This window comes from Agrobacterium sp. MS2 (assembly GCF_003261015.1).
GTDB classification, from domain to species: Bacteria; Pseudomonadota; Alphaproteobacteria; order Rhizobiales; family Rhizobiaceae; genus Agrobacterium; species Agrobacterium pusense.
Window position 1 is genome coordinate 1 of record NZ_QLNF01000079.1, and the last position, 16,500, is coordinate 16,500.

18 protein-coding genes and 2 pseudogenes are annotated in these 16,500 nt (G+C 52.2%); 5 read left to right on the forward strand and 15 right to left on the reverse strand.

The window, feature by feature from the left end; all coding sequences use genetic code 11:
* Positions 1-82: 82 nt before the first annotated feature.
* From DOU54_RS19910 to DOU54_RS19920, 3 genes and pseudogenes are all read left to right on the forward strand, one after another.
* Positions 83-589 (forward strand): annotated as a pseudogene (locus DOU54_RS19910) (IS66 family transposase); the annotation flags it as partial.
* Positions 526-912: a transposase domain-containing protein gene (locus DOU54_RS19915; RefSeq protein WP_502695983.1), complete on the forward strand. Its 387-nt coding sequence runs from the start codon at positions 526-528 to the stop codon at positions 910-912. The pseudogene DOU54_RS19910 and the gene DOU54_RS19915, both read left to right, overlap by 64 nt.
* A 115-nt stretch (positions 913-1,027) precedes the next feature.
* Positions 1,028-1,300 carry a DinB/UmuC family translesion DNA polymerase gene (locus DOU54_RS19920; protein ID WP_286079947.1) on the forward strand — a complete coding sequence of 91 codons (273 nt, stop codon included), beginning with the start codon at positions 1,028-1,030 and terminating at the stop codon, positions 1,298-1,300.
* A 254-nt stretch (positions 1,301-1,554) separates the two neighbouring features.
* Here the strand turns inward: DOU54_RS19920 and DOU54_RS19925 are convergent, their stop codons facing one another.
* The 12 genes from DOU54_RS19925 to DOU54_RS19980 form a co-directional block, all read right to left on the reverse strand.
* Entirely contained in the window at positions 1,555-2,526 is a 972-nt protein-coding gene (locus tag DOU54_RS19925; RefSeq protein ID WP_193603415.1) for an aldose 1-epimerase, read from the reverse strand.
* On the reverse strand, positions 2,523-3,491 hold the full coding sequence (locus DOU54_RS19930) for a sugar kinase (protein ID WP_113731753.1): 969 nt from the start codon (positions 3,489-3,491) through the stop codon (positions 2,523-2,525). The genes DOU54_RS19925 and DOU54_RS19930 overlap by 4 nt, the downstream gene beginning before the upstream one ends.
* Complete coding sequence (locus DOU54_RS19935) at positions 3,488-4,249, reverse strand: SDR family oxidoreductase (protein ID WP_113731768.1); 762 nt, start codon at positions 4,247-4,249, stop codon at positions 3,488-3,490. The genes DOU54_RS19930 and DOU54_RS19935 overlap by 4 nt, the downstream gene beginning before the upstream one ends.
* Positions 4,249-5,283 (reverse strand): zinc-dependent alcohol dehydrogenase, encoded by a 1,035-nt coding sequence (locus DOU54_RS19940; RefSeq protein ID WP_193603417.1) that lies wholly within the window; start codon positions 5,281-5,283, stop codon positions 4,249-4,251. The genes DOU54_RS19935 and DOU54_RS19940 overlap by 1 nt, the downstream gene beginning before the upstream one ends.
* Positions 5,280-6,239, reverse strand: a complete 960-nt coding sequence (locus tag DOU54_RS19945; RefSeq protein WP_113731754.1) for a C-terminal binding protein — start codon at positions 6,237-6,239, stop codon at positions 5,280-5,282. The genes DOU54_RS19940 and DOU54_RS19945 overlap by 4 nt, the downstream gene beginning before the upstream one ends.
* A gap of 16 nt (positions 6,240-6,255) precedes the next feature.
* Complete coding sequence (locus DOU54_RS19950; RefSeq protein ID WP_113731755.1) at positions 6,256-7,299, reverse strand: zinc-binding dehydrogenase; 1,044 nt, start codon at positions 7,297-7,299, stop codon at positions 6,256-6,258.
* A 15-nt stretch (positions 7,300-7,314) separates the two neighbouring features.
* On the reverse strand, positions 7,315-8,478 hold the full coding sequence (locus tag DOU54_RS19955; protein ID WP_113731756.1) for a mandelate racemase/muconate lactonizing enzyme family protein: 1,164 nt from the start codon (positions 8,476-8,478) through the stop codon (positions 7,315-7,317).
* Positions 8,478-9,251 carry an SDR family NAD(P)-dependent oxidoreductase gene (locus tag DOU54_RS19960; protein WP_113731757.1) on the reverse strand — a complete coding sequence of 258 codons (774 nt, stop codon included), beginning with the start codon at positions 9,249-9,251 and terminating at the stop codon, positions 8,478-8,480. The genes DOU54_RS19955 and DOU54_RS19960 overlap by 1 nt, the downstream gene beginning before the upstream one ends.
* Positions 9,252-9,322: 71 nt before the next feature.
* On the reverse strand, positions 9,323-10,207 hold the full coding sequence (locus DOU54_RS19965) for an SMP-30/gluconolactonase/LRE family protein (protein WP_113731758.1): 885 nt from the start codon (positions 10,205-10,207) through the stop codon (positions 9,323-9,325).
* A gap of 25 nt (positions 10,208-10,232) precedes the next feature.
* Entirely contained in the window at positions 10,233-11,351 is a 1,119-nt protein-coding gene (locus tag DOU54_RS19970) for an ABC transporter substrate-binding protein (protein WP_193603418.1), read from the reverse strand.
* A 29-nt stretch (positions 11,352-11,380) separates the two neighbouring features.
* Positions 11,381-12,157 (reverse strand): ABC transporter permease, encoded by a 777-nt coding sequence (locus DOU54_RS19975; protein ID WP_146617392.1) that lies wholly within the window; start codon positions 12,155-12,157, stop codon positions 11,381-11,383.
* A complete protein-coding gene (locus tag DOU54_RS19980) occupies positions 12,147-12,968 on the reverse strand; it encodes an ABC transporter ATP-binding protein (RefSeq protein ID WP_193603420.1) in 822 nt (273 codons plus the stop codon). The genes DOU54_RS19975 and DOU54_RS19980 overlap by 11 nt, the downstream gene beginning before the upstream one ends.
* 127 nt (positions 12,969-13,095) lie before the next feature.
* On the opposite strand from DOU54_RS19980, the gene DOU54_RS19985 reads away from it, so the two are divergent.
* Together DOU54_RS19985 and DOU54_RS19990 are read left to right on the forward strand one after the other, a co-directional pair.
* Positions 13,096-13,890 (forward strand): IclR family transcriptional regulator, encoded by a 795-nt coding sequence (locus tag DOU54_RS19985; protein WP_193603422.1) that lies wholly within the window; start codon positions 13,096-13,098, stop codon positions 13,888-13,890.
* Between the two features lie 284 nt (positions 13,891-14,174).
* Positions 14,175-14,989: pseudogene (locus DOU54_RS19990) on the forward strand (IS630 family transposase); the annotation flags it as partial.
* Here DOU54_RS19990 and DOU54_RS20000 read toward each other — a convergent pair.
* From DOU54_RS20000 to DOU54_RS20010, 3 genes are all read right to left on the reverse strand, one after another.
* Complete coding sequence (locus tag DOU54_RS20000) at positions 14,973-15,719, reverse strand: hypothetical protein (protein WP_113731765.1); 747 nt, start codon at positions 15,717-15,719, stop codon at positions 14,973-14,975. The pseudogene DOU54_RS19990 and the gene DOU54_RS20000 sit on opposite strands and share 17 nt — an antisense overlap.
* Before the next feature lie 17 nt (positions 15,720-15,736).
* Positions 15,737-15,940 carry a hypothetical protein gene (locus DOU54_RS20005; protein ID WP_113731766.1) on the reverse strand — a complete coding sequence of 68 codons (204 nt, stop codon included), beginning with the start codon at positions 15,938-15,940 and terminating at the stop codon, positions 15,737-15,739.
* 75 nt (positions 15,941-16,015) lie between these two features.
* The coding region (locus DOU54_RS20010) for a hypothetical protein (protein WP_210206218.1) at positions 16,016-16,500 on the reverse strand (485 nt) is incomplete at its 5' end.

Here is a 16,500-nt window from a genome sequence, read left to right on the forward strand (position 1 = left end):
AGCTGATGGTCGGCGTGCTCATCACGTCCGGTTATCCGTCAACCGTTAAGCCACGAACAACGTGACAACGCCCGGTGGTATCAATCAGGCCGCGACAGCCTCGGTGAAGGCGATGAGCGAGTTGTGGAAGATCGAGGACGAGATCCGGGGAAAGGATGCCAACGTCCGTGCTGCCGCACGACAAGAGCGGTCTGCGGCCATTGTCGCCAACCTTTTTGACAACTGGGAAAAGGAGCTGGCGAAGGTCTCTGGCAAGTCCAAGACCGCGGAAGCGATCCGCTATGCAATGACCCGCCGACAATCTCTGGAACGCTTTCTCGGTGACGGCCGCATCGAGATTGACTCCAATATCGTCGAGCGCGCAATCCGTCCCCAAACGATCACACGGAAGAATAGTCTGTTTGCCGGAAGCGAAGGCGGTGGCAACACATGGGCCACGATCGCCACGCTCTTGCAGACAGCTAAAATGAACAACGTCGATCCGCTCGCCTGGCTGACACAGACCTTAGTTCGCATGGCCAACGGATGGCCCGCGCAGGATATCGACGCTCTGATGCCGTGGAACTTCCAGTCGAGCGTGGTCGGCTAACCGCTTACGATGGTTTTGCCCTCTTCCTCGAAGACGGAAGGGTCTGTCTTACGAACAATGCGGCGGAAAGAGCGTTGCGCGGTGTGGCCTTAGGAAGAAAAAACTGGACCTTCGCCGGGTCCCAGCGTGGGGCCGATCGTGCCGCCGTCATGTTGACCGTCATCACCACATGCCGCCTCAACGATGTCGACCCAAAGGCGTGGCTTGCCGATGTCTTTGCCCGCATCGCCGATCTTCCCGTCTCCCGCCTGCACGAACTGCTCCCATGGGAGTGGAAAAGGCTGCGCGAAGCGGAGAACCCGGCCTCTCAGCAGGCTGCCTGACCCAAAGCCGCATCTTACCTCAGCAACGGCCCACGCGCGCGAGTAAATTCCGCGGTCCTCGGCGTATGGATACTCCGGCTGAAAGGCCCGGTGAGATCATTCGTCAAGTCCATGTGTGAAGCACCGTCTATATTGCCGTCTATATAGACAGAGCATCCACACTCTCACTCACCGCACAATGCGGCCCAACTCGGATGCGTACAGCAGGACCAACGCCCTGCCGTTTGCCAACTGCAACGATATTCTTGATGCGGCGTCGGGTTTGCTGGCGACGGTTTATCCGTTCAAGCGATCCGTGCGGCTCTTGGGTGTGACGTTGTCGTCGCTTACGGCCAGCCATGAACCGTCGGCTTCGCAGGATGGGCTACAGCTCGGCTTCAACCTCTAGCTAACGGAGTGCGCGAACAGTTACAAGCTAAACGGCGAGAGAAAAGAACGTGTCGATATCTACGCAGAACCGCCCTGGGAGGGACCAGATACTGTCGACCATCGTATCGCAAGCGATGGCTCAGCAGAAATTACCAACACCTTCGGTTTGATACGATCCAAAAAAGCCTTTGCCCACAGACCGCACGACAAACTCTGTTCTGTCAAAGCAAGTTTTGATCGTATCCCGTTGCCTGGACATTTTCAAACATCGGACTACGAATTGAATATATTGAACCCACATTCGAAAACTCTGGAAGCTCCCGGAGAAAGCGAAATGGAGTCAGACAAAGCGGGGTTGTTGAATGCATCGGGAGGGTGTGAAAGAGCTTCGACAGCTACACTCTTTCGCGGATTTCGTTTTAATCTATCGCCTGTATATACATAAACGGCCCCTCCCCTTTGCCAAAACACAATTTTCCTTCCTGTTGGAGAGCGCAACGTTGATTGCACTAAACCGTTGTCGCTAGCCCGCACAGCCGTGTAGCACGTATCGAGCAGATTTCCCGCGATCAGCCGTGATGTACTGAAATCGATCGACGTTCCTTTTACGGAGCGATCAAGGGCATCATGGACTGGCAATAGCATTTCGTCGAGGCACAGCGTAGAAGTGCTCGGTATATGAAGTTCAACCTCACTGATATCAGACAAGTCCGGGAAGCAAAAATAGGGATGCCAACCTAGTGAAACGGGCATATCTGCCAGACCGACATTCATGATCTCTATCTTTAAATCTAGGCCGGTTTCCTTCAAACAATAGGTCACAAGTGTATCATGTGGGAATGGAAACCCTTCCAGGCCCAACGGCTGAAGACTCTTGAATTGTACGGATACCTTATCTCTTTCAAAATCGATTTTTGATAGCTCAAATATAGCAGAACGAGCAAAGCCGTGAAATATTGATCTATCCGCCTGATTAGGCAACAAATCATATTTGATACCGTCGAAGATATAACGTGCGTCTCTTACACGTCCAGCGAATGGAGAGAGTATGGCTCCTCTAACGCCATCTTCCTCAGCGAGCTCAGGCTTATCTTTGTAGCCGTCCACGTAGGCACATTCATCGAATTTCCAGTCCACCAACGTGGCGCCTTGTACCGCAAAGCTGCAGATGACGTTGCCATAGGAGATATTATAGCTATCGAAAGGCAAACGTTCTTTTGATATCTTGAAACCTTCAACTGTCATCGTGAAACGGCCTCCCCAGCATTGAGTGCGGCTAGCTCTCGTCTCCTTGGAAGCCCCTCCCAGTCTCCGGCAGACAGACAAGCGAACGCACCGCATTTAACCGCGGTATCCAAACGCTCTTCCAAGTCTTTTCGCTCCAGCATCTCGGCCAGATAACCGCAAGCGAATGCATCACCGGCACCAACCGTGTCAACAACGGGAACACTTACAGCAGACCGAGCGAGGCGTTTTCCATCAACAAACGCCTCGCAGCCTTTCGCACCCCGCTTGATGAGGACTTGGGTAGGCCCAAGCTTGGATATAAGCTGAGCTTGAGTGGCGGCGTCACCTGGCCCGACAAGCATCTCTGCTTCATCTTCTCCGGCAAACACGATATCCGAAGAAGCGACCAGCGGCAGCAATACCTTACCAGCAGTATCTTGTGACCAAAGAGCACGACGGTAATTAATATCGAACGACACTAAAGTTCGCGACTGACGCGCAATTGAAATAGCGTATTTCAGAGCCTCTAAAGCATTATCTGATAAAGCAGCTGTAATCCCGGACACATGGAGAATACTGCATTGAGCAATAAGTTCTCGAGGGATATCCTCACATTTTAAACGTGATCCAGCGCTTCCTTTTCTGGCGTACCAGACGTTCTGAAACTGTGACGTCCGCCGCTCCTTGACCATAAGGCCCGTAAAGCTTTCAGGATCTCTCACTGCGTGGACCTGGACATCTTCCGCTCTGAGATCGTGCACGATCACATCGCCGATACTGTCAGCACCAAGCCGACCAACCCAGGCAGATTGAATCCCGAGTCTGCTCAAGCCAATCGCAACATTGCTCTCTGCGCCACCGATCGCAAGAGAGAGATCGCGAGTGTAGCTAAGCATTCCCACAGCTTTGGCATGGAATAGTCCCATAGTCTCACCAATGCAAACTACTCTTGGACGCGCTGTTCTTCCTTCCATGTAAATCATCTTCCTAGCCATCCGCCGTCCACAGGAAGCGTTATTCCATGGATGTAATCCGCCGCCGCTGAGCACAAAAAAACGGCCGCTCCGCCAATATCTTCAGGGCGTCCCCAGCGCTTTGCAGGAATTCGCGCAGACAATTGAGCCAAGCGGGCTTCATCTCCCAGAAGGGCCGTATTCATCTCTGTCTCAAAGTAACCAGGCGCGATTGCGTTCACATTTATACCCAACGATGCCCACTCATTTGAAAATGCCTTTGTAAGCTGGTCAACAGCACCTTTCGACGCTGCGTAAGCAGGGACTCTAAATCCTCCTTGAAATGCCAAAAGTGACGAGAGATTGACGATCTTTCCGCACCCTCTCTCAATCATCCCCTTCGCAAGCTCGGTAGACAACTGAAAAACCGCCCTGGTGTTAATCGCCAACACTGCATCAAAATCTTGAAGGGGGAAGTCGACAGAGTCGTGCCGAATTTGAGTACCGGCGTTATTAATCAAAATGTCGACATTGGCTAGCTCCTGCGATATCTTGAGCGCTAGCGCGATAGACACCTCGCTCTGAAAATCAGCGGTCACATGGTGAAGCTTTTTTCCAAATCTATCGGCTAGAGAAACTAGCTGCTCTCCTGGTCGGCTCCGCTGAATAGTGATGACATCTGCCCCAGCCCGAATGAGTGCTGCTGCTATTCCCGCGCCTATACCGCGTGAAGCTCCAGTGACGACGGCGGTCTTTCCACTCAGATCAAAATGCGATACTTCGCTGATCAAAGCACTTCTCCAGCCTTGACCAACACTTTCAGTACGCCACTAGCTGCTTGAGCCTTCTCGAAGGCTAACGCTGTCTCTTCGAGTGGATAAATATCGATCGGGAAGCTCGATAAATTCAGCGAGTCATTTGCAATTAAATCAACCGCCCTCTCAACATCGCGACGAGTGTAAACACGAACACCTGTCATGCTAACTTCTTTGAAACAGAGAGCTTGAAGATCAACCAACGCCGGCTTCTTGTATATGCCCACGAGTATTATCGCGCCTTTTGGCCTAACAGAAGAAGCAAGAAGCTCAGCGACGCTTGGATGTGCCGCGGCATCGAAAACAACATCAAACCCCTCGCCGTTTGTCCTTGCGGACAATGCCTCTGTCACGTTGGCGTTTGACGAGATCGTCTCAAAACCCAATGACTCCGCAACTCGTGCTCGTTCAACGCTCGGCTCAACGATCACAACTCTTGACGCTCCCGAATTTCGGGCTACCAAAGCTGTCAGCATACCGATTGGACCGGCGCCGAAAATCGCGACCGCATCTCCGGCTGCTAGCGGTGACATCTCCACTGCGTGTACCGCAACAGCTAGTGGTTCCGTCAAAGCAGCCAAAGCTAGAGATACCCCTTCCGGAATTGCGATTAGCCTGTCATTTGGCAATGCAACGTATTCCGACATCGATCCTGGCTTATCAATTCCGAACAGGCGCAGATTGCGGCATACGTGTCCATCACCGCGTTTGCATGGCCCGCACTCTCCACAACTGATGAGAGGCTCACAAGTTACTCTCGTTCCGAGAGCAGGGCCATCCAAAGTCGACTTTACAACAGTCCCGCTGATTTCATGTCCCATTATCAACGGAAACTTTGCGCGCGGGTGTGATCCATGCAAGATCGAGAAATCGGTACCGCACAAGCCCGTATAATCACACTTAATCAGTGACCAACCTGAAGGCACATCGGGCATCGGGACCGTTTGAATATGGATTGTCTCCGGCGCAGTTACAACCGCAGCCCGCATTGAAGTCGGATTAGTCATGATAGCACCTCCGGATTAAGAATGTTTCGAGGCATTTTTCCGCTCAAAGCCGCAACAACGTTTTCGATCGCACGGGTCTTTAATTCCCCAAACGACTCTTCACTGTACCAAGCGATATGAGGTGTAAGGACCACATTTTCGAGTTTAAATAAGGGGCTAGTCCGAGGAACCGGCTCCTCTTCAAACACATCAAGTCCAGCACCTCCGATTTTGCCGGAACTTATCGCCTCACTCAAAGCGTTTGTATCAATGATGCCGCCGCGTGACGTATTTATAATTATCGATCCACTCTTCATCTGACCGAGCGTCTCGTGAGACAGGAAGTGTCGAGTGTCACTAGTCAGCGGCATATGAATTGAGATAATATCTGCTCGAGACAAAACCTCAGCCAGACCAACCGCTAAGATCCCTTCTCTCGTCTCGCCCGGCTGAACTTGTGTGTCGAAGCCAATAACATCAAATCCGATGCCAGAAGCTTTACGCGCTGTCGCCAGACCAATACGGCCCATTCCAAGCACTCCGAAGACCTGATTTTTCGTCCTATACAGCGGACGGGCGACTGAATAATCATAGCCACCATTTCGCATCTGCCGGTCAAGTCTCGCTGTCGCACGAGACACCGACAGCGCTAGCGCAACGGCGTGATCGCTGACATCCTCTGTCCCATAGTCAGGAACGTTGCAGACCGCCACCTTGCTGTCCGTCGCTGCTTTGATGTCGATTGTGTCTACCCCGACACCGTATCTTCCAACGGCTCGCAGATCAGGCAAAGCGCTCAAAACCGATCGCGTGATCGGTGCGTATTGAACTACCAATCCAGCGGCACCTACCGCAGCGGCAATTACGTCTTCTTCAGTTCGGCATTGCGATACTATTAGATCAACGCCATACTGGAGAGCTACAGATTGCTCAGGCAGCATATTATCATGATCGCAGTCTGTTACAACAATTCTCATTGCTCACAACTCCACTTCACGGCCACACGAACACAGTTTTGCCAAGTGACCCTTTGTCGAAGTTGGTTATTGCCGTCTCCGCGTCTTCGAGGCTGTACCGATACGTCACCATTTCCTCGACCGATATGCCGGTGTCGACTGCATGATTTATCATTTCTTGTAAGTCTGGCGTCCCAAAAACCCAGCAACCTTTGAGGTTCAGCTGCTTTTGAATGACTTGATCGATGTCGAACTCAACAAGTGCATCATTAAGCCCGACAAAAACGATTGTTCCACCCACACGAGCAAGTGATACGGTTGAAGCTCGTCCAGGTGAAACACCTGATGCCTCGATTACGAGATCTGCTCCTTCACCTCTTGTAAGAGCACGAGTAAGCTCGTCAGGGTGCTTCATCGCATCGAATGTGTGATCTGCACCTAAGGACTTTGCATGTTCCCGTCTCGCTTCTATTGGATCAATTCCAATGACACGAGCACCTGCTTTCTGAGCAAAGAAGCACGCTGCGGCGCCAACAGGCCCCAATCCAACTACTGCTACGGTTTGACCTGCAACCAGACCACCTCGTTCCAGAGCAGCATAAGCCGTACCAGCACCACATGCCCAAATGGCTCCCTCCACGAACGAGATCTGATCAGGCAACTTTACGCAATCCTTTGCTTCAGCAACCATGAAGTCGGAAAGCGCGCCATCTCGATCTAAGCCGTAGAATACTTTATTTTTGCAATCTATATCTCGTCCGCGCCGGCAGGCTTGGCAGTGCCCGCATCCAGTGACGTGAGCAACAGCAACTCGGTCGCCTATCGATAAATTTGAAACGCCTTCGCCCAAACTAGCAACGACACCAGCGGGCTCATGCCCGGGGATCGTGCAAGGGTCTGTTCGATGGCCAACCACAATACCCTTTCGCTGACTCGCCGGAACGCGATACTGCTGATGTAAGTCGCTACCGCATAGACCGGCCGCCTTCATCTCTATCAAAACCTGCCCGAAACCGGGCTTCGGCTTCGTGGTCTCGACAATCTCGATTTTGCGGTCGCCTGGAAAAAGGACGGTTCTCATTTTTGTCTCCTATTATTAATGCTTGTTTCGCTGATCGTAGCGCACAAGCATTTCACGATTCACGGTGATGCCGAGCCCTGGAGCATTTGGAACAGGCACTCGGCCATCCACGAGCTTGACTTCTTCGGCAATGAGTTCCCGTCGAAATGCGTGGGAAGATTGATCGAACTCCAGCATCGGCTCGTGGCCGCCGCGAGAAATCGGAACGGGTGGGATAGAAGCAATGAAGTGAAGAGCAGCGACCAGTCCGATTGCGGTTCCCCACACATGTGGGTTAATCGAGAGGCCAGCAGCAAGTGCAAGGGTTTGTATTTCTTTCAGTCCTGTAAACCCCCCCCCTGCGGCCAGATCTGGCTGTAAGATGTCAACTGCTCGACGCTGAACCCATGGCCAAAAGCCGTGCCTTGAGAATTCGTTCTCGCCTGCTGCAATCAACATTGATGGCGCCATATCTACAAGAGCTCGGTAACCGTCCAGATCTTCCGGAGTTATCGGCTCTTCGAGCCAGTAAATGCCAAGCTTGTCCAACTCCCGAACGAGCCGTCGCGCGGTACCCGCATTATACGCGTGGTTGCAGTCCACTAAAATCTTAACTTTGTCCCCGACTGCCTTTCGTATTGCAACAACGTTGCGGAGATCATCGTCCACGCCAAAGCCAATCTTCACCTTCATTGCACTAAAGCCAGCGCTAAGATGCTTCTGAGCTTCGTCGGCAAGCAGCGCAGGATAGTCACCTCCTTCAACGCGATAGAATCCGGTCGCGTAAGGAAGAAGAGATGAGCGGAACGCGCCACCGAGGAGGGCGTGTATTGGTTGGTTAAGGATCTTTCCCTTGATATCCCACAGTGCAATGTCAACCGCGCTGATAGCACCAATTACAGCGCCTTTTTGACCAAAGGGTTTTGTTAGGTTGTATGCTTCTTCATACAGAACACTGGAATGCATTGGATCACGACCCATCAGCAATAGCTTAAGGGAGGCATCCACTGTCGCCGCAGAAATATCTGCTGGCTGGTGCCCGTTACAAAGGGCTTCGCCATAGCCAACGTAGCCGTCGTCTGTTTCTATTTCCACAACCATGGAAGAGCGCCGATGGACTATGCCCGGCTGCGCAAAAAAGAATGGCTGAGGCACGTCTGCCGCTAGAACGTATGTATTAACTCCGGTAATTTTAGTCATTAGTACATGATCCATCCTGCTGACACATTGATCAGTTGGCCCGTCATCGCGGAACTGTCGTCGCTTGCTAGAAACACGGCCACTTTTCCTATCTCTTCGAGCTCGACATAACGGTTCATCGGCGACAGCGATTTTAACATAGTGGAAAACTCATCAAAGGTTTTCCCGTCGGCATCTGCATGCATTTGAACAACTTCAGTCAAATGGGGTGTATCGACATTGCCCGGTAGAAGCGCATTTACACGGATTCCGTGTTGCGCAACCTCAAGTGCCGCTGTTTGAGTGAGCCCGTTCATACCCCATTTCGAAGCAACATATGCACTCCGTAGTGGCACGCCTCTCTTCCCAACATTCGAAGAGATATTGAGAATACTCCCTGACTTGCACGGGATCATCAACCGAAGCGCTGCGCGCGTACACATCAGTGTCCCCGTAAGATTTATCCGAAGTGTTCGCTCCCAATCCTCCGGTGACGTATCAAGAATACTCGCCACCGGAGTTCCGATTCCAGCGTTATTGACGAGAATGTCGAGCTTCCCGAGTTTCTCCTGAATTACACCGAAGGCGCTATTTACTGATGCTTCCGATGCAACATCCATTTTGACGGTGGTCGCCTTCAGGCCACGCGCGACGAGCCCGCGCTCCAACTCACCATCTGAATTGATGTCTGCGATCGCTACATATGCGCCCTCTTCAGCAAATCGAGTTGCGATTGCCGCACCGATACCTTGAGCACCGCCCGTAACGCATGCTACTTTTCCCATCAACTTCATGATGCAGATCCTCGAAACAGTGGCCACCAAAAATGGCCAGTTATGATTGTTGGCCCAAGCCGATTCAAAGTTCAGCCGCGAAAGACTGACGCTCTTCGTCCTCGAACGTCTGGCAAATAGCGAAAGATAGAGCCGGCGGCCGGTTCTCTTTGCAGACCAATGCTATCTAGCGGCAGACGTGCCGTCGTGATAAATAACTCATCGAGTGCCTTGCCCCCGAACATGACGCTGGTTACATAAGTTACTGGTAATTTGATTGTCTGCTTTAAAGTCCCACGCGCGTCCAGTCTTAAGACTGCACCGCCGCCCCACATTGCGACCCAAATGTCCCCCATCGAGTCAACTGTGAGCCCATCGGGCGAACCCTGATCGCCCTTCGCTTTAAAGATAATAGATTCATTCGACAGAGCACCCGTTTCCAGATCGAAATCCCATGCCTTAATCTCCCGCGTCCCGGTATCGGCATGATACATTCTTGTATTGTCAGGGCTCCAATCAATGCCGTTTGAAGTAGTCGTTCCAAAGACCATGGGGACAGCATTCAGTCGTCCGTCAACTCTGTACAATGTACCAGCGCCGGGCGTCTGATCATACGCCATTGTGCCGTACCAAAATCGGCCGAGTGCGTCGCATTTTCCATCGTTCGCACGGTTTGCGCCGTTTTCGATTTCCACAGGCACGACCAGTTCAAATCTGCCTGTTGCAAAGTCGATGAACCCAAGTCCATCTCGAACGGCGGCTAACAGGCCGCCGTTCTCGCGCTTGACGAATACACCGATATCCTGGCCAACATTTACCGTTTCAGTAGTGCGACGATTAGGAAAAAGTCGGTGTATTTCACCTTTAAAGAGGTCGAGCCAAAGTAGCTCTTCGCTCACATCGTCCCACCATGGCCCTTCTCCGAGCTCGGATCTAGCATTGTGGTAAAGTTCAGGGAGTTCGTGTTGGGAAGACATCGGTCGCCTCCGTAGGCTGTCTGGCTTAGAACGGTGCCGCGACGTACTTCTGAAGATCAGCGTCACCAAGGAATTTATTGAAAATTTTATCCTGGACCACGAACTGATCTCCCGAGACCTTGCTCAGATCTGTTCCAAGCGCCTTTGCTTGGACGTATTGAAAGTCAACGAGATGCTTCCAATACGCTTGAGAGTTCGCGGAGTACACCATCGACTTAGCTTCCTCTGTGGTCGGGAAATAAGTGGTGCGGGGGATCTGGTTCTTCAGATCATCCACCGTAGCTGATCCGCCGGTCTGTGGATTGAGATACTTCAGGATGATTGGGTAGGCTTCATCCGGCTTCTCAGTTGTGAAGCGAACTGCGCGCTGAAATATTGCCGTGAAATCGACCAACAGCTTCTCATGCTTGTCGAGGTAGTCCTGCGTAACATACGCATTTGAGTACCATAGCCCTGGCGCACCCATCTGCTGATTCTGGATCAAGACCTTGTATCCCATCTGGTCCACAAGTTTGATGGTCTGAGCGACCGCACCCAGGTAGATGTCGCCTGTGCCACGAATGAACGCAGTTGCTGCTTGAGCCGCTTCGGCGTAGTTTTGTACCTTCAGATCGCTATAGTTTTTGCCGCCCTCAGACATCAGCCCCGCGATTGTTGCCCTATAGCTGGACTCTGTTGTTAGCAGAGATTTTCCGGCCATTTGCTCAACAACTGCCTTACGTGCCGCTTCCTCGTTGTTCAGCGTCTTGTTCAACTCATCAAATGATTTTAGTGCAGAGTCCTTGCGAACGATAAAGGCAAATCCTTTATATTGAGCACCACTCATGACAACGCGAAGGTCTGGCCTGGCGGGAAGCTGCGATATAAGAGACCCAATTGCACCCTGACCAATGTCGATGTCCCCCCGGATTAGTGCCCTAGTTTGATTTGGCTCTAGCGGAAAGGTGGTGAACGAGAGATCGTAGCCGAGTTGATGATCGAAACCCTTCTCGTGAGCCACGTATAATAGCTGATAGTCGAGATAAGGCAGTACCCCTACCTTGACTGGTATATTCGTTTCCGCGTGAACAGAAAGTGGAGCCAAACTCAGCGCAACAACAGAAGCCGCTGCAAGTGACTTTCCGATTAGTTTGATCAGTCCCATAACCATTTTTCCTCCCGTGGTTATCTAGATTAGTGACGTGTTCTCCTGGCCCAACCGATGAGTCGATTTGTCGAAATGGCGACGAGACGATCGAGAAGGAATGCCAGAACCGTGTAGATGATTACGATGAGAATGATCCCATCTGTGTTTAGGTAAGACGAGCTATTGATAAGAAGGTATCCCAGCCCGTTTTGTGCGCCGATAAATTCCGCAGCAACATCCAGCCCAAACGACTGCGCGGCAGCTACTCGCATTGCTCCAACTAGATTTGGAACGATTGCTGGCACGACGATTGTCAGGAAGAGTCTGCGACGATCCGCACCGAGGGTACGAGCAGCATTCACATAGATTTGGGGAACGTTTTTGACTGCCTCAGAGGTGCTGACAACTAAAATGACGAAGCAACCAAAAGCAACAAGGCCGATTTGCGAACCAAATCCAACTCCGAACCAGAGGAGAAACAGCGGAATGAGAGCAAATATGGGTACAGGCCTCAAAGTATCGACTACTGGCTCTACGCTCTCACGAATGATAATGCTGTAAGCCATGACAAGAGCGGTGAGCACGCCGGCCACGCTGCCGGCAATGTATCCTCCTAAAATGATCGTGAGCGAGTATCCAAGTGCGCTTGGAAGCAGGGCCCTCATTTGCATAAAGCGATCGTAGAGATTTTGCGGACCCGGAATGTAAATTGGATCTATGCGCAGACCATTCGAAAGCCCAACCCAAACAATCAGAAGTGCTACAACCGTCCCGGATTGAAGAAACAGCTTTCTCGTCGGATTATTCGTGATTTCAGTTGCCACTGTTGCCTCCCTGCTGCGAGCGGATCATATCGCCCAACATTCGCCTGTAATTCTGCAGTGTTGGCTCTGTGCGCATATTGTGTGTTCTCGGCCGGGGAAGATCGATTTTGACGACCTTCAACCCTCCGCCCTTTTGAAGCACAAATACTCTGTCCGCGAGGAAGACTGCTTCTTCCAAATCATGCGTCACGAATATGATAGTCTTCCCAGTTGACTTCCATATACTGAGAATAGCCTCCTGCAGAGACTCTTTCGTCATCGTGTCCAAACCGCCAAAAGGCTCATCCATCAAGATGCTGTCTGGATTTCCTGCGAATGCTCTGGCAACATCAACCCTCTTGCGCATTCCCCCAGAAAGTTGATGTGGCAAGAATTTACGGTAGTCGCTAAGACCAACCATATTCAGGGCATCATCAACTGCCTTTTCCCGCTCAGCCTTTTTCCAATTATTTACCCGCGGTCCATATTCCACGTTCTTTTCGACCGTGTACCATGGGAACACCGCATCGTCTTGGAAGACCACAGCTCTGTCTACTCCGGGCCCGGTAACCAAACGATCGCCGACCTTGATTTCTCCGGAGCTTGGACGATTCAAACCAGAGAGGCAAAATAAAAGGGTGCTTTTGCCTGCCCCTGATGGCCCAATAATACAGATGAACTCGCCGGGGTTCACAGTGAAGGACACGTCTTTGAACGGTGTAATCGCTTTTGCGCCATCACCAAACGTCATACGAAGCTCTTTGACAGACAGTGAATTGCCTAGCTTTGCGCAATCGGCTGTCACAACCTTGATAGATTTTGTGCTGAGCATTTTCCTCCCGCCCATAGTCTGAGATATGAAGCTTTTCATTCTTTCTGGTATGCAGTCGATATAATGGATGTTTGCACTACTTGTCAATCTTTTGTCATCATGTCAATATATTGACATAGGAGATCACATGAACGACCACGACAACACTGAAAAAGCTCTAAGTGCCGCGCCACCACCAGCCATTTTGCGTGGAGGTCAAATCTTACGGCTTCTTCAGTCTCGTAATGGGAATCCAATGAAAGCCACCGACATAGCAAAGGAGATTGACGTTCCCCGTTCCTCTGCAGTCAATATATGCGTCGCGTTGGAACAAATCGGCTTCCTTCGCTCCACTCCCATCGGATACCAACTTGGCTCTGCCCTGGGGGAGCTTGGACAGGCATTCTTTAGAACCTTTACTCCCGTTCGAAATTTCTCAGAACATTGCCAGCGGCTTGGTCCACTTCCTATGACCGTTCAACTAGGCATGTTGGAGAACTTCAACGTAGTTTACCTAGCACGGCAGGATGGAACGAACTTGATCTCGATTGCCTCTCGTGTCGGTGGTCGTTTGCCAGCGAATTGCACAGCGTTAGGGAAGGCAATGCTTTCCACGTTGAACAAAGAACAGTTAGCACAACTCTTAGCCACTCAAAGCGAGCCATTTACACAGCTAACCGATCGCTCGGTTTCGACATCTGATGCCCTCCTTTCGATTCTCGACGACGTAAGACAAACGGGTTTCGCCATTGACGACGAAGAGACGACTCGGGGAATTCTCTGCGTCGCGGTTCCACTGAGCCGTAACCAGGACATATCGAGTGCATATTCGGTTAGCGCTTCGATTCTGAAATCCGAGGCTACTGAGCCCGTGGTCAAGAACACGATATCTATCCTCAATTCTCTGGCAAAGGCTTCTTCAGGAAGCTTTGAAGCCAATTAAGATATTGGTAGTTTGAAATGACTGATCTTGAGACAATCACCTCGACAACTCCTGATCAGATATCGCTCCCAACGGCGTTTCACGCCCGCCGTTCGGGTGCCTGGGAATATTAGCGGGCAATTGCGATCCAATGCGCGACCACTCACTAAATATTTTTGTTGTCCTTTCGAGCGCAACAACTGAATTCTCACTCCCTTTTATACCAACCTTCAGTGAATGTGACTCTCGTGGGGATTCCCATCAGCCGGCGAATCTGAATCTTTGTTGCAAACAGGAGATTTGCGATGGGTTCAGCGCTTTCGTTGCGGTCGGATTTCGACGGGTCCAAGTTGCGGCGTCTGGCTCGCCAGACACGGGATGCCAATCAGGCGCGACGGCTTCTGGCTCTTGCATCGATCTATGATGGCGGCTCACGCGCCGATGCGGCCCGGCTTGGCAGTGTGACAGTTCAGATCGTGCGCGACTGGGTGGTCCGCTTCAATGATCGCGGTCCAGACGGTCTGATCAACGGCAAGGCTCCGGGCAAGCCCTCTCTCCTGAACGACGAACAGCGAGCGGCCTTAGCGCAAGCCATCGAACGCGGACCGACACCGTATCGGGATGGCGTCGTTCGTTGGTGTCTGTGTGATCTGGCACAATGGATTTGGGAAGAGTTTCGTATCTCGGTGAGCCAGGAGACCTTGGGTCGTGCAGTGCGTGCCATGGGGTATCGTAAGCTCTCCGCTCGCCCAAGACATCATGCTCAGGATGCAGAAGCGGCCGAGGCATTTAAAAAAACTTCCCTGCCGCTGTGGCAGAAATCGCCGCCGGTCCCGCCAAGGGCAAAGTGATCGAAATCTGGTTCCAGGACGAGGCTCGTATAGGCCAGAAGAACAAGATCACCCGCCGCTGGGCCAAGCGGGGAACAAGGCCGTCCGCGCCACACGACCAACGAACCCGGTCGGCCTATATCTTCGGTGCCATCTGCCCCAAACAGGGCAAGGCTGCCGCTCTCGTCATGCCGTGGTGCGACACCCATGCCATGAACCAACACCTGATCGAGATATCCCGCAATGTCGCCGATAACGCACACGCCGTCCTCATCATGGACCAGGCGGGATAATACCGTCGCACTGGTCATCCTTAATCACGGTATAGCGTTGATCGAACCGGTATTTGCCGATGGTATGCCAATTTCCATGAAAGAATGCGGCGCAAGGTTTCTGCGCAATTTCCAACTTCTTGCCTGACTCGGGTGACTGCGTTTCCTCAACATAATCACACAAACTGCCCTCATTGATGCGCTTGCAGTTTTCCTTGCTCTTTGGCGCATCCGATTCGGATAGCAAGCGCCCGTTGGCATAGATGTAATAGAGATTCAGGAAGCCATTCTGATCTTCGACGATCGACGGCTGTCCATATTTTTCTGCGACTTGCTTCCGGAAGATATCGGCCGTAGTGAATTCTTTAAAATGAACGGTGCGTCGGATAGCCAATGCACGGTTATCATAAACCTCGGATGCGAAATTGACGTAGATTTGGTTCTTGCTACCGGAATCTACGAAAGCGATTTCGTTCACGAACTCCATTTGGACGCGAGCGCCTTCAGGCGTTGAAACCGAACCCTTCAAACGAGTTTCCTCCGGTTCGACCTCGGGAAATTCGGCTTTCATCTTGGCCTTCACGTCCTCGATCGTATCACCAGGTTGAATCCCGAGAATATCGAAATTGACCGATTTCTCGAAGCGGTCGCCGGCGGGGCTCCTATCGACGGTCTCGAAGGTCTGCGCGATCGCCGTCGAAGCGGTCAGCGCCGTGATGGTGGCTGCGATGATAAGGCCGGTCCTCATGTCCCCTCCCCTCCCTTTTATCGCCAGACAAGCGGAGTAGGCTTGCCGTCAGCGATCGGCATGTCCGACTGACCGCATGTCTTGCCCTTGTAGGTCATACCTTTGGAGACTGGTTTTCCTTCGTCAGTGAGGCAAACTGCGGTCAGGTCATAAGGATTTTTTTGGGCGGTTGTGCAGCCTGCAAGGCCGACCATGGCAAAGGCGATGTAAGCGAATTTCATATGCGGCAACCTCGTTATAGCTGACGGGAATAGCGATACTTAGCAAACTGCCGCATAAAGCATCAACCGTATCTGCTACATCTCGAAGGTCTTGCCTCTTTCATGGCCCTGCTGGTGGCCTTGTGCCACCTGCAGGGTGTTCGCCTGCTCGAAGGATTCGGCGCGTGAGACGATGAACTGCGCGCGCGAAAAGCCCGCCGTGAACGCCTCAAGTCGTTCCGGCGAAGCATTCGGAATCGCACGCGAAAGGCGGTCCCGGTCGAGCTCCAGCGAACCGGGAGCGCCAAAGCGGTCACGAATGTTGGCGATAAAGCCGCGCAATTCGGTCAAGGCTTGCTTATGATCGCCCTGTCCGAGCACCGCACCCAGCTCGTGGGCGGGTGAACGCGGCGACCTGGCGCCCATGCGTCGCATGTTCGCGGAAATCACCGACCCCGATCGCGTGAACGCGCTCGAGGTCGCGCAGCAGGCTATTGAGCGCTTCCGCCCTGTGCAGGCCCCGCAGCCGCCTTGTCGCAGCGGTTCAAGCAGTCTGGCAAGATCCGCAAGCGGTCCTTGCC